Genomic DNA, 16581 nt, shown 5'->3' on the forward strand with positions numbered 1-16581 from the left:
GCTGCAGACTGTTAGCCACTTCATAATTCTGATTGGGTCTGCCAGCGTAAGCTTTCGAGACAACCGCTCGGGAGGCAACGATGACACCCGGCTGGCTCATTTTCCCCGCGACAATCGTCCTGATCATTGTGAGTGTGGTCATGCTTGGCGCTTGATAGGCACCTGACGAAGAGAATCTTCAAAGATCGCGCTCTGAAGATTCGCCCCTAGACCGACGTGAACGCATGTGGGTCACCAATTCGATGGGGTGCGGCATGAATTGCCCGAGTTGCGGCAAAGTCAACCCAGAGGGAAAGAAGGTCTGCGACGATTGCGGCGCGCGGCTATTCCTTCGCTGCCCTGCGTGCCGGGCTGACAATCCGCTAGACAAGAACTTCTGTGGCGACTGTGGTGTCGCACTCACGCCGACAGTACCGCTGCGAGTAACAGCAGGGGCGGGCGCATCGACGTCCATCGGGGCACGAGTCACGGAGCACTCGAGCTTGCCACCCGCACCAACCTCTTCCGCCGAGCGTCGCCAGCTCACAGTGATGTTCTGCGACCTCGTCGGCTCGACAGCGCTCGCGACAAGGCTCGATCCGGAAGATCTACGGGACATTATCGCCGAGTACCGCGATAGCGTAGCGGCGGTCGTCCGCAAGTACGGTGGCACTGTCAGCCGCTACATCGGCGATGGTATGCTCATCCTGTTCGGCCATCCTTCAGCCCATGAGGACGATGCCGAACGCGCGGTGCGCGCTGCGCTTGAGATCGCCGCGACCGAGCACGCGCGGGGAGCCCCACCCGAGTTCGAGCTCCGGGTTCGCCTTGGGCTCGCGACGGGTCTCGTCATCGTAGGTGACCTTATCGGCAGCGAAGCTGCAGAGGCACAGGCGGTTCTTGGCGAGACGCCGAACCTTGCCGCTCGACTGCAAGCGCTCGCCGAACCGGATGGGGTAGTCATTGCGGAGGACACGCGGCGGCTCATCGGCGGGCTCTTTGACTACGAGAATCTCGGCGCAGTGACGCTGAAGGGCTTCGCCGCGCCGGTGCGCGCCTGGCGGGTGCTGCATGAGGGAACTGCCGAAAGCCGCTTCGAGGCATTGCACCCTTCGGTTCTCGCCCCGCTGGTTGGGCGTGAGGAAGAACTCGCGCGGCTAGAGCGGAGCTGGCGCAGTGCTCGGGCGGGTACTGGCAAAGTAATACTGCTCGTGGGAGAGGCGGGGATCGGCAAGTCGCGCCTCGTTGCGGCTCTTCAGGAGCGTGTCGAGCAAGAGCCGCACACCTGCTTGCGCTATTTCTGCTCGCCTCATCATCAGGAAAGCGCGCTTTACCCCTTCACCGCACAACTCCAGCGAGCGGCTGGCTTCGATCGTGAGGACACACCGAGGGCGAAGCTCGACAAACTTCGAGCGCTCCTATCGCCTGCATTGCCGCCTGACGAGGACGTGGCGATCCTGGCCGAAATGCTGTCGATTCCGAACGATAATCTGTACCTGCCGGTCACGAGTACGCCGGAACAAAAGAAGGAGAGAAGTTTCGCTGCTTTGGTTCGCCGGCTTGAAGTTGTCGCGCAAAGACGTCCAATCATGATCGTATTCGAGGATATGCAATGGATCGATCCAAGCTCGCGCGAGCTGCTGGACCGAACCGTCGATCGTGTAGAAAGCCTGCCGGTTTTGGTCTTGATCACCTACCGCCCCGAGTTCCAGTTGGTATGGACCGGAAAGCCGCATGTCAGCTTGCTCGTGCTGAACCGGCTTGACCAGAAAGCGGGTGCTGCGCTGATCCGGAGCGTGGCGGGCGGTCGGACGCTGCCGACCGAAATCGTCAATGAAATTGCTGAACGAACGGATGGTGTGCCGCTGTTCGTTGAGGAGTTGACGAAAGCGGTGCTCGAAACAAGCCCCGAGCGTATCGCGCGAGCGATTTCCTTCGCGCCGCTGCCCGGACTTGCCGTACCGGCCACGCTACATGCTTCGTTGATGGCGCGGCTCGACCGGATTGGTCCGATAGCCAAGGAGGTGGCGCAAATCGGCGCAGCTATTGGCCGCGAGTTCTCCTACGATCTGCTGGCCTCGGTCGCACAGCGGTGCGACAACGAGTTGCGGGCGGCGCTCGACCGGCTGATCACCACCGGCCTCGTGTTTGGGAGTGGCGAGCCGCCCGACGCCAATTTCTTGTTCAAACACGCACTGGTCCAGGATGCGGCATACGGCACACTGTTGCGCAGCCAACGCCGCGAGCTGCACGCGCGGATCGCTGGCGCGCTCGAGGAGAGGCTCGCTAGGGGCATCCAAGAGCAGCCGGAAATCCTCGCCCATCACTGCGGACATGCGGGCCTAACCGAAAAGGCGGTGTCCTATTGGCGGGAGGCTGGTGAGCGTTCAAAGGCTCGATCGGCAATGACAGAAGCAATCGCGCAGATGCGAAAGGCGCTCGATCTGCTATCCCATCTGCCGGATACCGCCAAGAGTGAGGGCATCGAAACTGAACTTCAACTCGCGCTCGGCGGTGCACTGATCGCCGCGAAGGGCCATGCGGCCGAAGAGACCGGCAGGGCCTACGGCCGGGCGCGTTGCCTCTGCGAGGCACTGAACGACTCTCCGAACCTGCTCAAGGCGCTCTGGGGCGAGTTCGTGCATTATCACGTCCGTGGTGAAACGGACCGATCGCATCGCATCGCCGAGAATCTGCTCGATTTGGCCGAACGACAGAACGATGCGGCCATTCTTGTCGCCGGTCATCGGGCAGTGGGCGATAGCTGGCTTCATCGCGGACAATTGGCCTTGGCGCGCGCCCATCTCGAGCGGGGGCTCGCCCTGTACGATCCGGCGCAGCAGCGGTCACTGACGGCGCTGTTCGCAGAAAACGCCCGCGTGGCGATGCTTTCGTTCCTCTCGCTGACGTGTGGCCTTCTTGGATTCGCCGATCAGGCGCGGGTGCAGAGCAGTGACGCCCTGGCAGAAGCGCGCGATTCGTCGCAGCCGATCAGCCTCGCATTCGCGCTGAGCGTTGCGTGCCGGTTGCATTTCGTGCTCAATGATGCGGGCATGGTTGGGCAACGGGCGGACGAGCTGGTTGCGCTCACCACCGAGCAGCGCTTTGCTTTCTTTCTCGCGATGGGGACGTCATATCGCGGCTGGTCGCTGGCTGAAGCCGGAGACCCCGAAGCCGGGGTGGACTTACTGCGGCGCGGTATCGAGGGATTCCAGGCGTCCGGCGCGGCATGGACCCTTCCGTTCTACCTGGCGCAGCTCGCAGCAGCCGAGGCAAAGAGAGCACGATTTGAAACCGGGCTCGGCCAACTCTCCGACGCCTTGGCACTAACCCAGAAATTGGGGGTGCGGTGGTTCGAGGCCGAGCTGTATCGGCGCCGAGGCGAGTTGATGCTTACGGCTCGGCCCGACGCCGAGACCGAGGCTGAGACCGAATTTCGCCACGCCATCGCGATTGCTCGCCAGCAGAAGGCGAAACTCTGGGAACTTCGCTCCGCCGTTAGTCTCGTCCGGCTCTGGCGTAATCAGGACAGGGGTGATGAAGCACGCGGTCTTCTCGCGGCCGTCTACGGTTGGTTCAACGAGGGCTTCGACGTTCGTGACTTGAAGGAAGGCAAGGCGCTGCTGGAAGAACTAGGCGTGTAGGTCCGTGGCAATCTCTGCAAAGTCATCCCAACCGCGCAGAACCAGTAGTCTGGTTCGCGCGGCAAGCGAAATGACCCAATGATGCGGCCTCATTCTTACTTCGGCAATTGCAGGCTCGGCGAGGCCAGCCACGCTCTCAGGTGAGAAACAACCTTAGCTCGTTGAGCTTGGCGAACAATTCGCTCTCTGCCGGGCGGAATGCTTTGGGACTCTTCCCGCGGATCCTGTGCCGCCTCCACAAGCAGTTCTTCCAAAGTGGTATTCTTGAAACGAAGTCTTCTCGGCATTGTGTTGCTCCCTCGAATACAGGCGGGAGCGCGATCGCTCTCTCGGCCACCGGGCACCTACAGAGGTCAGTCTTGGCCGGTCCGGTGATGTTGGGCAACCGTCCACACGGACGAAGGTTGCTAAACTAGGATCGCCAAGCAGAAAGCCCCGCTTGCTTGGGCGCGTGGTCCCACTGGGTTACCGCATTTCGAGTTCTTTGATCGCGAGAGCCGATATCTCTGCCCGGTCGTGCACACCGCCTTACGCAACCTTGATGATCTTCTTCGCGACCATTTCCGTAAGGGGATCGTCGCGATCCTTGACGCAAAGGGCATGGAGCGTTTGCGCGTAAGCTTTAGTGATGCGGCTGACCATCTCCCGCTCAATCGCGGGGTCTTGGATCAATTGATGAATAATACCCATCTCTCAACCGGGGGCAGGCTCAACTGCCTCCAACTCTTTCAGGATACGGGCGTTCAGCGAGTGCAAAGTGCTGCTCGGCTTCAGCTAAGTGCTGGCGCACCATGCGAAGGTCCATGTTCCATCTTCGCACGATACGGGAACCGGTCCCAGTTAATTCGCGTATCCCATCGACGAATTTCGACCGCGGCCGGTGCTCTACTCGTCTCTGCGTGATGTTGGTGTCCAACTCGTTGAAGACTGCGGATGCGGACGCCCACGTCACAAAGAACGGCCACGTCGGGAGCAACGAGCGGCGTCGCGCGTTGTGACAAGGGAAGCTGTGCGCATCGAGCGACGGTGGCAGCGATGGTGGACCTCCATCCGAACCGCGCCCATGGTCCGTCTCCCGATCTGGAGCCGGAGCACCGCCGGGCGATCTGCAAAGGGATTGGGGAGCAACTTCGCAGCACCCTCGCGGACGATGCGGTACCGCTACCGCCACAACTGGAGGGTTTGGTAGAGCGGCTTACCGCCTCGGACGGCGGAGCGTCGCCAACCGCCTCTGCGCGCCAAGACGACGCCGCATCCCTGCCGCTCTGGAAACGTATCATGAAGCTTTGGCGGGGTCTTCTGAGAGGGCCGCTGAGGATCGGGCCGCACGACCTTGGTGCAGCCTAATAGCGGGAGTAACGCATCATGACTGACGATCAGGTCAATCTCGTCGTTCAGCGGCTTTGCGAGCAATTGCACCTGGCGCTCCGATTGAAGGCGAGCGAGGCACATCCTCCGAACGCCAAGGATATCGGATTCGATCCTGCTTCTGTAAGAACTGTATTGCTGACCGGATTGGGTTCGGCGGGTGTCACGATCCACCACGAGGCGGTCGGAGCGACCGAAGAGCCGCCGTGGTCCTAAACGCGAAACGCGAAACCGCAGGGCGGGCTCCTCGTCTGGTCGGCCGACGAGATCTTCCCCAGGCGTGAACCCATGGCGGCGTTGGCCGTGGCTGTCTATGTGATCGTCTCCCTTATGAAGTGAAGGCGGGAAATCATCGGGGGGCGACGGGCCAACGTCGAAACAGGGGTGCCTCGTTCATCCTGAATCTCTGCAACAACGGTCCGGAGCTCTGCGTTCATGGCTTCCTTCGGCTGTCACTGGTCACCTGCTGAGTCGGGCGGGCACTCGGGGCAGGTATCGCCGATGGAATCCAGTACCTCGCGGACTTCGTCGACGGCATCGCCCGGAGAGATCCCAGCGGGCGGATCGTGCCTGGCGATATCGAATGCGCGCTCGCGGGCATGCGGGTCGGCCCGGTCCTGCGCCCAGCCGTGCTCCTCGCATTCCTGGATAGCGCCAGCCTGGACGAATCCTTCCGCCCGCCTGCTCGTTCCGAGCGGTTAGCACGGGGCAGGGATTCGCAACCGGCAGGGCTAGGGCTTGTCCACCTCTTCCGCAGCGCCTGTGCAGAACGTTATGCGAGAGCCAGGACGCTTGGCTTCGACATCGACTACAGGCGCGTCTGCTCGCGGAGTTTCAGGCTCGGGGCATACTGCTGCGCGCGCTCTACTACACCGCCGTCATGGAGAACCAGGACTTCTCCTCGATCCGTCCTTTTATGGATTGAGCGAGAATTCAAATTTCTCAATGCGTTAGAAGGCCGCGTGTGCACGGCGTGTGCACCGGGAGATCAAGTAAAATCCCGCAACGTCCAACGTGGTTCGCAAAACCAACGGCACTTCTGATCGTGGTGTTGCTTGACGTCGCGCCCCGTCCGTAGCCGGTCGACGGCATGATGCTGTCGATCGCAGTTGATACCAGCGCGCCTTTACGTTCAGATATGAATCGCATGTCCCAGCGATTTCAGCGCCGCCTCGTGAAAGCCCTCGCTTTGGGTCGGGTGTGCGTGGATCGTCATCGCGACGTCGTCGATCCGCGCGCCCATCTCCAGCGCAAGACTGAAAGCTGCAGATAGCTCGGCAATGCCGGCCCCGACACCCTGGATACCAAGCAGGAGATGGTTGTCCGCCCGTGCCACGGTCCGGATGAAGCCGTCCTCGTGCTCCAGCGTCAGTGCGCGGCCGTTGGCCCTGAACGGAAAAACATCCGTCTTGACTTCGAAGCCCCTGCCGCTTGCTTCGCTTGGTGCCAGCCCGACCGTGACGATCTCCGGATCGGTGAAGCAGATCGCAGGGATCGAAATCCGGTCCCAGGCACGGCGGCGGCCGGCGACAATCTCTGCGACCATCTCGCCTTGTGCCATGGCGCGATGCGCAAGCATCGGTTCTCCTGTGACGTCGCCGATCGCGAAGACGCCGCGCATCGAGGTGCGGCATCGATCGTCGATCCTGAGGAAGGGGCCTATCGTGTCGAGATCGAGCGTCTCTAGACCAAAGCCGGACGTTGCTGGCCTTCGACCGACCGTAACGAGGATCTTGTCGGCTTTGAGTGATGTCTGCTCGCCGCTGGCGGTTTCGACTGCGAGTGCCTTGCCGTCCGCGGCGAGCGCCTTCGCCTTCGCGCCTGTCAACACCGTGACGCCGAGTGCGCTCAGGCGCCGTCCGACCGGCGCGCTCAGCTCGCCGTCATATTGCGGCAGAATACGTGGCGCGGCCTCGACGATCGTAACGGCCGCGCCCAATTTCTTGAAGGCCGTGCCTAGCTCGAGCCCGATGTAGCCGCCGCCAACCACCACAAGCCTGTTCGGGATCTCGGTGAGCGCCAATGCCTCGGTTGACGAGATCACCCGGTCCCCGAATGGCAAGGACGGGATTGGGATCGGCTCAGAGCCTGTCGCGATGACCACCGTTTCGGCACGGATCATCTGTGGGCGGGATCGTGTTTCGACTTCGATGGACTTGCCATCTACAAAGCGAGCGTGCCCGGCGATGAGCCTGACGCCCGCTTTCTTCAGAAGGCCGGCTACGCCCCCGTTCAGGCGCCGAACGATGCCGTCTTTCCAGGCTATGGTCTTGGCGAAATCGAGCGATGGCTTTGCACAGGAAATTCCGAGTGTGCTCTTGCCCTCCGCGGCACCTGTAATGGTTTCATACTCGCCGGCCGCGTGGATCAAGGCCTTCGAAGGAATGCAGCCGACATTGAGACAGGTGCCGCCCGGTTTTTCCGCTTCAACAATGATCGTATCGATGCCGAGCTGCCCGGCACGAATTGCGCAGGTGTAGCCGCCGGGGCCGCCGCCGATGACAAGGAGCTTGCAGGTGATTTCGGTCATCGTTCTATGAATCAATGAAGATCATGGCCGGCGTTTCCAACAGCAGCTTGATGCGTTGGATGAATTGCGCGGCATCAAAGCCGTCGATCACGCGATGATCGAAGCTAGAGGACATATTCATCATCTGGCGCGGCACGAAGGCGGTGCCGTCCCAGTGCGGGCGGATGGCGATCCGGTTGATGCCGACGATCGCGACCTCCGGGTGATTGATGATGGGCGTCGTGGCTAGCCCGCCCAAGGCGCCGAGCGATGTGATGGTGATGGTCGAGCCGGTGAGTTCGTCGCGGGTGGCGCCGCCGTTTCGGGCCGCATCGACGAGTCGAACGACTTCACTGGCGCAATCCCAGAGGTCGCGCGCTTCGGCGTGCCTGACGACTGGGACCATCAGACCGCCCGGGGTCTGGGTGGCGATCCCGATATGAACCCCGGCGTGCTGGTGTACGATCCCAGCCTCATCGTCGAAATGGGCGTTGAGCTGCGGCATCTCGGCGATCGCGCGCACCGTGGCCCGCATCAGGAACGGTAACAATGTCAGTTTGGGCTTGCCCGGCTGCTTGCGGCCGTTGACCTTCGCGCGCAAATCTTCGAGCGCAGTGACGTCGATCTCCTCGACATAGGTGATGTGCGGAATGCGTGAGCTCGCAATCGATATCTTCTCGGCGATCTTGCGCCGCAAGCCGACAATCTTGATGTCAGTGACCGCGGTTTGGGCCAGATGCGGCGTCGCTGTCGCTCCACTGCGGGCGCGCGCCAGCACCGCGTCGAGATCGTCGTGAGTGATCCGCCCAGCCGGACCAGTGCCGCGGATATGCCGCAAGTCGACGCCGGCTTCGCGCGCTCGGAGCCGGACGGCAGGAGCGGCCAAGGGCCGTTCGGCCGCGTGCTGGAGTGGCGAAGCCGAGGGCTGCGATCTCGGTACATCGGGCGGTGCACTCGCCGGGGCGCGCGGGGCGCTTGCGCCGTAATCCGCCCTCTTGGCCGCGGCGCTTGCCGCGGGCAATGCCTGTTTCGCTGCCTCCGGCGTCCGCTCGCCCGTGCCGTCCACCTCCAGGCGAACGAAGTCCGAGCCGATGGCGAGAAGGTCGCCCACATTGCCGGCAAGCCAGGTGACGCGTCCGTCAGCCGGCGAGGGGATTTCGACGGTCGCCTTGTCGGTCATGACGGCGCCGAGCACGGCGTCCTCACGAACGACATCGCCGACCTTCACATGCCATTCCACCAGTTCGGCTTCCGCAATGCCTTCGCCGACATCGGGCAGCCTGACCACGCGCTCGGCCATCTCAGGCCTCCAGTGTTTCGACCAGCGCGCGGCCAAGCCGCGCCGGGCCCGGGAAGTAATCCCATTCCTGCGCGTGCGGGTAGGGCGTATCCCAGCCGGCGACGCGCAAGATGGGAGCTTCAAGATGATAGAAGCATCGGGTCTGAACCAACGCGCAGAGCTCGGCACCGAAGCCAGATGTGAGCGTTGCCTCGTGCACGATCACACAGCGTCCAGTCTTCTTGACCGACACTTCGATGGTATCCAGATCGAGCGGCAGCAGCGAGCGAAGATCGATGATCTCGGCATCGATGCCGGTCTCGGTCGCGGCGGTCTCGGCGACATGAACCATCGTACCGTAGGCAAGAATGGTGACCGCCTTGCCTTGTCTGCGGATCGCGGCGCTGCCGAACGGAATCGCAAAATGTCCGTCATCGACCTCGCCGAGATCGTGCTTTGACCACGGCGTCACCGGCCGGTCATGATGGCCATCGAACGGGCCGTTATAGAGACGCTTGGGCTCGAGGAAAATCACGGGATCGGGATCCTCGATGGCCGAGATCAGCAGACCCTTGGCGTCGCGCGGGTTCGACGGCACGACGGTCTTGATACCGCAGACATGGGTGAACAGCGCTTCCGGACTCTGGCTGTGCGTTTGCCCGCCAAAGATGCCGCCGCCGGTCGGCATGCGAACCACAAGCGGGCAGGTGAACTGGCCGTTGGAGCGGTAGCGCAGCCGCGCAGCCTCCGAGACAATCTGGTCGTAGGCCGGATACATGTAGTCAGCGAACTGGATCTCGACGCAAGGCTTCAATCCGTAAGCCGCCATTCCCACCGCGATGCCGACGATGCCGAGTTCGCTGATCGGGGTATCGAAGCAGCGGCTCGTTCCGTATTTTGCCTGCAGGCCCTGGGTTGCCCGGAATACGCCGCCGAAATAGCCGACGTCCTCGCCGAACACGACGACATTGTCATCGCGCGACATCATCACGTCCATGGCCTCGCGGATCGCCTCGATCATGGTTTTGCGCGGCATCGCTCAGACTCCAGCTTCCTGGCGTTGCCGGCGAAGATGCGGCGGCATCTCGGCGAACACGCCCTCGAACATCTCGCGCGCCGACGCATGCTGTGGGGAATGCAGCGTGCCGTAGCTTTCGGCCTCCTTCTGCGCCGAGATTACGGTGTCGAGTATCTCGGCCTCCGTCTGCTTGTGCCGCTCCTCCGACCAGGCGCCGCGAACGATCAGGTGGTTCTTCAGCCGGATCACGGGATCTCCCAGCGGCCATGCGTCGGATTCCGTCTTCGGCCGATAACCTGTCGGGTCGTCGGAGGTGGAGTGGGCGCCGACGCGGTAGGTAACATGTTCGATCAGGGTCGGGCCCAGGTTGCGGCGTGCGCGCTCGCAAGCCCATTTTGCGGCCGCATGAACCGCAAGGTAATCGTTGCCGTCGACGCGCAGCGCCGGAATGCCGAAGCCGAGACCGCGCGCTGCGAACGTGCCGGAGCCGCCACGCGCGATGCCCTGGAACGTTGAGATCGCCCATTGATTGTTGACGATGTTGAGCACGACCGGCGCGCGGTAGGTCGAGGCGAACACGAGGGCGGCATGGAAGTCGGATTCGGCAGTTGCCCCATCGCCGATCCAGGCAACCGCGATCTTGGTATCGTTCTTGATCGCGGATGCCATCGCCCAGCCGACCGCCTGGATGTACTGGGTGGCGAGATTGCCGGAGATCGAGAAGAAACCATGCTCCCGGGAGGAATACATCACCGGGAGTTGGCGTCCCTTCAGCGGATCGTGCGTGTTGGAGTAGATCTGACAGGCCATCTCCACCAGCGAATAACCGCCGGCGATCAATAGCCCCGCCTGCCGGTACGTCGGAAAATTCATGTCGCCCGGAAGGAGCGCCTTGCGGAAGGCGCAGCTCACGGCTTCTTCGCCCATATGCTGCATATAGAACGACGTCTTGCCCTGACGCTGCGCCAGCTGCATGCGCGCGTCGAATGCGCGGAGCGTCATCATGTGGCGTAAGCCCTCGAGCAACTCGCTGTCCGAGAGCGCGCCCGCCCACGGACCGACCGCCTCGCCATCGCGGTTGAGCACGCGGATGACGGAAAACGCGAGGTCACGTATGGCCTCGGCGTCCACGTCGACGGGGGGACGATCGACCTGACCTGCGCGTGGGATGCGGATGTTCGAGAAATCGGGGGTGCCGCCGGGGCGTACCGCTGGTTCCGGTACGTGCAGCTTCAACGGCGTAGACTCCCGGGATCGAGCGGCTTCGCGTTGCGGGATCACGGCGTCATGTGTGAGGCTGGGGTCGGGCATTGGCATTCACCTCTCACTTCGATCGCATCGATGCAGAACAACGCGCCAACACGGCGAGCGAGCCGGTCGACGATATCGCGGTCATCGATGTCTATGGAAGCCGAGATGCGGCATTCGCTCGCGCCTGCGCGCGCACTGACCGCAGCCAGCCGAAGCCCCGCGACGCGAGTCTGGTCGAGCAGGCGGCCGAGTGCGGCGTGCATATCGCTGGTCTGAAGTTCGAGAAAAAACACCGCATCTGTCTCGCTTTGGTCAGCATATCGTACTGGTAAAAGTCAGGATTGTTGTTCCTTTAATCTGGGTGCAGCTTGGAATGGCAGTATAGTTGTTCTATAAATGTGACGTGAGACCAGAATGGAGTTCTCGGTATGGCGCTAGTCGGACGTGCCACAGGGCTGGCCAAGGCTCCGCGCAAGGATGCGCTTCGGCTTGACGAGATCGATCGCAAGATCCTGCGCGCCCTGCAGCAAGATGCGCGCCTGACCACGGCGCAACTCGCCGACCGCGTTGGACTCTCCACCACACCATGCTGGAACAGGCTGAAGCGCTTGGAGACCCAGGGCTATATCGATGGCTACGTCGCGCTGCTCAATCAGGACAAGCTCGGCCTACCTGAAACAGTCATCATCGAACTGACGCTCGATCGGCACGACGAGGAGATGCTCGAGCGTTTCGGCCAACTGCTCACGAACTTGCCGGAGGTGATCGAAGCCTATCTCACCACCGGCGATTACGATTACGTCGTGAAAGTCGCGGTCGAAAGCACCGCCGGCTATGAACGCTTCTTGCGTGAGAAGCTCTATCGCATCCCGGGCATCCGCCACAGCCGGTCATCTTTTGCGCTGCGCTGCCTGAAGAAGTTGACTTCAGTGCAGGTATAGCGGGCGCGGGCTGCGGCTCCTATGGCGATCGGGTTGCGGTCCGTCCCTTTAGCAGGAATCCGCCGAACGGAAAGCTTATCGCCCCATTTCGGCGAACTCGTGCTTGCTCTCGTGGCCGCCGACGAAGGCCAGGATGCCGGCGATCAGCGGGAGCACGGCAAGCACCAGGAGACCGGTCGAGGTCTGCCCCGTCGCTTCCTTGACCCAGCCGATCAGATACGGGCCGCCGAAGCCGGCGAGATTGCCGATCGAATTGATCAGGGCGATGGCCCCGGCCGCGGCCGTACCGGAAAGCCAGGCGGTCGGCAGGGTCCAGAACACGCCGAAGACGCAGAACAGACCGATGGCGGCGAAGGTCAATGCCACCATCGTCATGGCCGGATCGGTGAGATAGGAGGAGATGCCGAGCGCGATGGCGATCAGGATCATGGGCGCGCCGACATGCATCACGCGCTCGCGCGTGGCGTCCGAATGCCGCGCCCACAGGATCATCGCGATCGTGCCGAACACATAGGGAATCGCCGTCACGAAGCCGGTCTGCGCGTTGGTGAGGCCGAACGCCTTGACGATCTGCGGCAGCCAGAACTGCATGCCGTAGAGCGCGCCGACGAAGCCGAAATAGATCAGGCTCAGCGTGATCACCTTGGGCGAGGACAGCGCTTCGCCGAGCGTCAGATGCTTCACGGCCTGCTTCGCCGCGATCTCCGCATCGAGTTTCGCCTTGAGCCAGGCCTTCTGCTCGGCCGAGAGCCAGTCCGCCTTCTCCGGCCTGTCGGTGAGATAGAACCAGGTGACGATGCCCAGCAGCACGGAGGGAATGCCTTCAAGAATGAACAGCCACTGCCAGCCCTTCAGGCCCATCATGCCGTCGAGGCCGAGCAGCAGGCCGGAGATGGGCGCGCCGATCACGGTCGAGACCGGGACGGCGATGGCGAAGGCGGCGAGGAAGCGCGCGCGGTATTCGGCGGGATACCAATAGGTGAGATAGAGGATGATGCCGGGGAAGAAGCCGGCCTCCGCGACGCCAAGCAGGAAGCGCAGGACGTAGAAACTGGTGACGCCGCCGACCATCGCCATCAACGCCGAGATGATGCCCCAAGTCACCATGATTCGCGCAATCCACCGGCTGGCGCCGAACTTCTCCAGCGCCAGATTGCTCGGCACCTCGAAGATGAAATAGCCGATGAAGAAGATGCCGGCGCCCCAGGAGAAGATCAGCGGCGTGAACTTCAGGTCCGCGTTCATCGTCAGCGCCGCGAAGCCGAGATTGACGCGGTCGAGGTAGGAGAAGAAGTAGGCCAGCACCAGGAACGGAATCAGGCGCCAGGAGATGGCGCGGATCGTCGAGGTCTCGATCGCCGACTTGGCAGCGCCGGCCGCACGGGCATATGTGGTGGTCTGACTCATCGCGCTTCCCCCGTCTGTCCGCCAAGTCGACTTGGCTTCGTTATGATTGATACTTGTGGATCTAATTCTCGGCGGAGTGCTGAAGCAATGCTGGCGTAGCGCAGTAATTCTGAAGGGGGTGTCAGTTTTTCTCACGGGCCGATGTCCGAGTAACACTGCGGCCCCTCGTTGGACCGTCGACGTGCCTCGGCACGACGGAAGTAACCCGTGGGTTCTTCCGGTCCCAGGGGAAAGGCCGGCAGATCAGAAAAACCAAACGGGAGGTCAGAAAAAGCGCCTTGCATGGAACCGGACGACGCCGCTCATCTTGCGCCATCAAAAAGGAAGCCTGTCGCAGGCGAGGAAACGATGGTTGCAAGCGGCCTATCCAGCGCAAGAGCACGGCTTCGCGTCGACCTTCAAATCCGGTCGCGCCGCCACGGTCGGTGCCGCAACGTTGCGCCGACCAAATGAGCCGGGCGGAGCATCTGCGGATGCGGGCTCGGCTAGCGTCGTGATCCGCCCTTACCTGCGAGAATTGCTGACGCGGTCGGATCGGATCGTGGTCGCCAAGCGCGCGAAGATCGTCGACGCGATCAGGCGATAGAGCAACAGATCATCTACGCCGCCATTCACGAGAGGCTTGCATGAACGATGAACGAGATGACTATGCTAAGAGTCGGAATTGTCGGTGTAGGTCTGATGGGCCATGGAATCGCAAAGAATGTCCTGGCGCGGGGCAGCTTTCCTCTGGTCTTTCTCGACCATCCGGGCAATCAGCCCGTTGACGATCTCCTCAGCCTCGGGGCCACGTCCTGCAGGACGCCCAGTGAGGTCGCGAGCGCGTCGGATATTATCATCCTCTGCGTAACGGGTTCGCCTCAGGTCGAAGCAATCCTAACGGGCGAAGCGGGCGTTCTGGCTGGTCTCCGTAAGGGCACCATCATTGTCGATTGCTCGACGGCGCTGCCGGACTCGACGTTGCGGATGGCCGCCGCGGTCGAGGCGGCGGGTGGACGCTTTCTCGATGCGCCCATGACACGCACCGCAAAGCACGCGGAAGAAGGAAAGCTCAACCTCCTAGTTGGTGGCAATGAAGCTGACCTTCGGAGTGTCCGCGCGGTCCTCGACTCTTTTGCCGAAGGGGTCGAGCATGTGGGCCCGGTGAGCTTTGGCCATCGGCTCAAGCTGCTCCACAACTATGTGTCGATCGGCTTCATGGCACTGCTCGGTGAGGCTGCGGCGCAGGCCGCCGATGCGGGTGTCGATCCGGCCACCTTCGTCGACGTTCTCGCCAAGGGAGGCGGGGCCGGCGCTGCGCTCGAACGTATGGCACCGGCGCTTGTGACGGGTGACGTCAGTACCGTTCCATTCTTTATCGACAATGCGCTAAAGGATATCTCCTATTACCAGGCGATGGCCAGCAATTCCGGCGCATCCAAAACGATCGCCGACGGAGTCGGCGCCGCCATCGCGGCTGTAGTCGAGAACGGTCACGGCCAGGCTTATATATCGGACCTGACGCGGCTTCTTCGGAAGGCAAAGCCGGCCGCCTAGGCAGAAAACAACATCGAGACAGGGAATACCAACCAATGACAAGAGCCGATATCCTATTTCCCTTGGACGGCCGAACTCGCAAGATGTTCATCGATGGCGCGTGGGTCGAGGCCCGCTCGGGGAAAGTCTTCGAGACACGAAATCCTGCGACCGGCGAGGTAATCGGTCGTGTCCCGCGGGGAGATGCCGGCGACATCGATGCGGCTGTCACCGCCGCCCGCCGCGCCTTCGGGGGACCGTGGAGCCGCTTCAAGCCGTTCGAGCGGCAGGCGCTGCTCCTGCGCATCGCCGACCTCTTCGAGAAGCATTGGGAGGAGATCAGCCAGTCCGATACGGCCGACATGGGCATGCCGATCGTCAGGACACGGGCCAACAAGCTTCGTGTGCTCGGCATGCTCAGATACTACGCCGGCATGGCGACCGCGATTCATGGTCAGACGATCGACAATTCTCTTCCGGGCGACATCGTCTCCTTCACGCGGAAGGAGCCCGTCGGTGTCGTCGGCGCCATCATCCCCTGGAACGCGCCTACGGCCGCTTCTGTGTGGAAGATCGGACCTGCGCTCGCGACTGGCTGCACGATCGTCCTCAAGCCTTCCGAAGAGGCACCGCTGACGCCGCTGCTGATCGCACACCTGATGAACGAGGCAGGCGTGCCGCCCGGTGTTGTTAACGTGGTGACCGGCACCGGACAGGAGGCGGGTGCGCCTCTCGCCGAACACTCGGCCGTCGACAAGATCGTCTTCACTGGGTCCACCGCCACCGGCCAGGCGATCATTCGCGCCTCGGCCGGCAACCTCAAGCGGGTGTCGCTCGAGCTTGGCGGAAAGTCGCCCGTCATCGTCTGCGCCGATGCTGACCTCGACAAGGCCGTCCCCATCGCTGCGATGGCAGCATTCGCCAATTCGGGCCAGATCTGCATCGCCGGTTCCCGCTTGTTCGTCGAGAGGGCGATCCACGATGAGCTGGTCGAGCGACTCGGGAAGTTTGCTTCGGCGCTGAGGATCGGCGACGGAGCCGATCCGTCGACGGAGATCGGCCCTCTCGTGTCCGAGCGACAGCTCGATAAGGTCGAAGGCTTCCTGCGAAGCGGGCGCGACGAGGGTGCCAAGGTCGTGACCGGAGGTCGGCGCTTGAGGGAGGGGAGTCTCGCCAAAGGTAACTTCGTCGAGCCGACCGTGTTCGCAGGCGTCTCCGACGATATGCAGATTGCCCGCGATGAGATATTTGGTCCGGTGATCTCCGCCCTGCCGTTCGACACGCTCGACGAGGGTGTGGAACGAGCCAACGCGACGCCATATGGGCTCGCGGCAGGTGTCTTCACGCGCGACGTGAGCAAGGCCCACATCGTCTCACGCAGCCTGCGCGCAGGGTCCGTCTGGGTAAACACCTATCACGCCATCGATCCTGCGTTACCCTTCGGCGGCTACAAAATGAGCGGATATGGCCGTGAGGGCGGTACCGAGCAGCTCGATGAATATCTAAACACGAAGGGGGTCTGGATCAAGCTGGATTGAGCCAGCAGAGCTCGCGGTCAGGTGCGACCACACACTCCCCATCCATCCAACGTGGCGAGCCGACGCGGGATCTGACGCATTTGCCGCCACGTTTGAAATGACGTGATGATCCGGAATATTCAACTCACTGAG

Annotated in this window: 12 protein-coding genes and 3 pseudogenes; 8 read left to right on the top strand and 7 right to left on the bottom strand. The window is 62.4% G+C overall.

What is annotated here, in order from left to right; all coding sequences use genetic code 11:
* Positions 1 to 254 precede the first annotated feature (254 nt).
* Both AC5V87_RS16450 and AC5V87_RS16455 read left to right on the top strand, forming a co-directional pair.
* Positions 255 to 332, top strand: a pseudogene (locus AC5V87_RS16450) (zinc-ribbon domain-containing protein); the annotation flags it as partial.
* 150 nt (positions 333 to 482) lie between these two features.
* Positions 483 to 3623, top strand: a complete 3141-nt coding sequence (locus tag AC5V87_RS16455) for an ATP-binding protein (protein ID WP_495371905.1) — start codon at positions 483 to 485, stop codon at positions 3621 to 3623.
* 528 nt (positions 3624 to 4151) lie between these two features.
* Here the strand turns inward: AC5V87_RS16455 and AC5V87_RS16460 are convergent.
* Complete coding sequence (locus tag AC5V87_RS16460; RefSeq protein WP_456839183.1) at positions 4152 to 4313, bottom strand: hypothetical protein; 162 nt, start codon at positions 4311 to 4313, stop codon at positions 4152 to 4154.
* A 675-nt stretch (positions 4314 to 4988) separates the two neighbouring features.
* On the opposite strand from AC5V87_RS16460, the gene AC5V87_RS16465 reads away from it, so the two are divergent.
* Positions 4989 to 5207 carry a hypothetical protein gene (locus AC5V87_RS16465; RefSeq protein ID WP_495371600.1) on the top strand — a complete coding sequence of 73 codons (219 nt, stop codon included), beginning with the start codon at positions 4989 to 4991 and terminating at the stop codon, positions 5205 to 5207.
* A 236-nt stretch (positions 5208 to 5443) separates the two neighbouring features.
* Here AC5V87_RS16465 and AC5V87_RS16470 read toward each other — a convergent pair.
* Positions 5444 to 5653, bottom strand: a pseudogene (locus AC5V87_RS16470) (hypothetical protein); the annotation flags it as partial.
* A 102-nt stretch (positions 5654 to 5755) separates the two neighbouring features.
* On the opposite strand from AC5V87_RS16470, the pseudogene AC5V87_RS16475 reads away from it, so the two are divergent.
* Positions 5756 to 5913: pseudogene (locus tag AC5V87_RS16475) on the top strand (LabA-like NYN domain-containing protein); the annotation flags it as partial.
* Between the two features lie 210 nt (positions 5914 to 6123).
* Here AC5V87_RS16475 and lpdA read toward each other — a convergent pair.
* Genes lpdA through AC5V87_RS16495 form a run of 4 tightly spaced genes read right to left on the bottom strand, consistent with a single transcriptional unit; the run spans position 6124 to position 11108 of the window.
* Complete coding sequence (lpdA, locus tag AC5V87_RS16480) at positions 6124 to 7521, bottom strand: dihydrolipoyl dehydrogenase (RefSeq protein ID WP_495371601.1); 1398 nt, start codon at positions 7519 to 7521, stop codon at positions 6124 to 6126.
* 4 nt (positions 7522 to 7525) lie between these two features.
* Positions 7526 to 8800 carry a dihydrolipoamide acetyltransferase family protein gene (locus tag AC5V87_RS16485; protein WP_495371602.1) on the bottom strand — a complete coding sequence of 425 codons (1275 nt, stop codon included), beginning with the start codon at positions 8798 to 8800 and terminating at the stop codon, positions 7526 to 7528.
* A 1-nt stretch (position 8801) separates the two neighbouring features.
* Complete coding sequence (locus AC5V87_RS16490) at positions 8802 to 9815, bottom strand: alpha-ketoacid dehydrogenase subunit beta (RefSeq protein ID WP_456839180.1); 1014 nt, start codon at positions 9813 to 9815, stop codon at positions 8802 to 8804.
* Between the two features lie 3 nt (positions 9816 to 9818).
* Entirely contained in the window at positions 9819 to 11108 is a 1290-nt protein-coding gene (locus AC5V87_RS16495; RefSeq protein WP_456839179.1) for a 3-methyl-2-oxobutanoate dehydrogenase (2-methylpropanoyl-transferring) subunit alpha, read from the bottom strand.
* On the opposite strand from AC5V87_RS16495, the gene AC5V87_RS16500 reads away from it, so the two are divergent.
* Positions 11108 to 11380, top strand: coding sequence for a hypothetical protein (locus AC5V87_RS16500; RefSeq protein ID WP_456839178.1), 273 nt, complete (start codon positions 11108 to 11110; stop codon positions 11378 to 11380). The two genes, AC5V87_RS16495 and AC5V87_RS16500, sit on opposite strands and share 1 nt — an antisense overlap.
* A 96-nt stretch (positions 11381 to 11476) precedes the next feature.
* On the top strand, positions 11477 to 11989 hold the full coding sequence (locus tag AC5V87_RS16505; protein ID WP_194469722.1) for an Lrp/AsnC family transcriptional regulator: 513 nt from the start codon (positions 11477 to 11479) through the stop codon (positions 11987 to 11989).
* Between the two features lie 75 nt (positions 11990 to 12064).
* On the opposite strand, the gene AC5V87_RS16510 is transcribed toward AC5V87_RS16505, so the two are convergent.
* Positions 12065 to 13396: an MFS transporter gene (locus AC5V87_RS16510; RefSeq protein WP_495371603.1), complete on the bottom strand. Its 1332-nt coding sequence runs from the start codon at positions 13394 to 13396 to the stop codon at positions 12065 to 12067.
* 633 nt (positions 13397 to 14029) lie between these two features.
* Here AC5V87_RS16510 and AC5V87_RS16515 point away from each other — a divergent pair.
* Together AC5V87_RS16515 and AC5V87_RS16520 are read left to right on the top strand one after the other, a co-directional pair.
* Complete coding sequence (locus AC5V87_RS16515) at positions 14030 to 14932, top strand: NAD(P)-dependent oxidoreductase (protein ID WP_495371604.1); 903 nt, start codon at positions 14030 to 14032, stop codon at positions 14930 to 14932.
* 35 nt (positions 14933 to 14967) lie between these two features.
* Complete coding sequence (locus tag AC5V87_RS16520; RefSeq protein WP_495371605.1) at positions 14968 to 16449, top strand: aldehyde dehydrogenase family protein; 1482 nt, start codon at positions 14968 to 14970, stop codon at positions 16447 to 16449.
* Positions 16450 to 16581: the final 132 nt, after the last annotated feature.

This window comes from Bradyrhizobium sp. SOJA106, assembly GCF_059448745.1.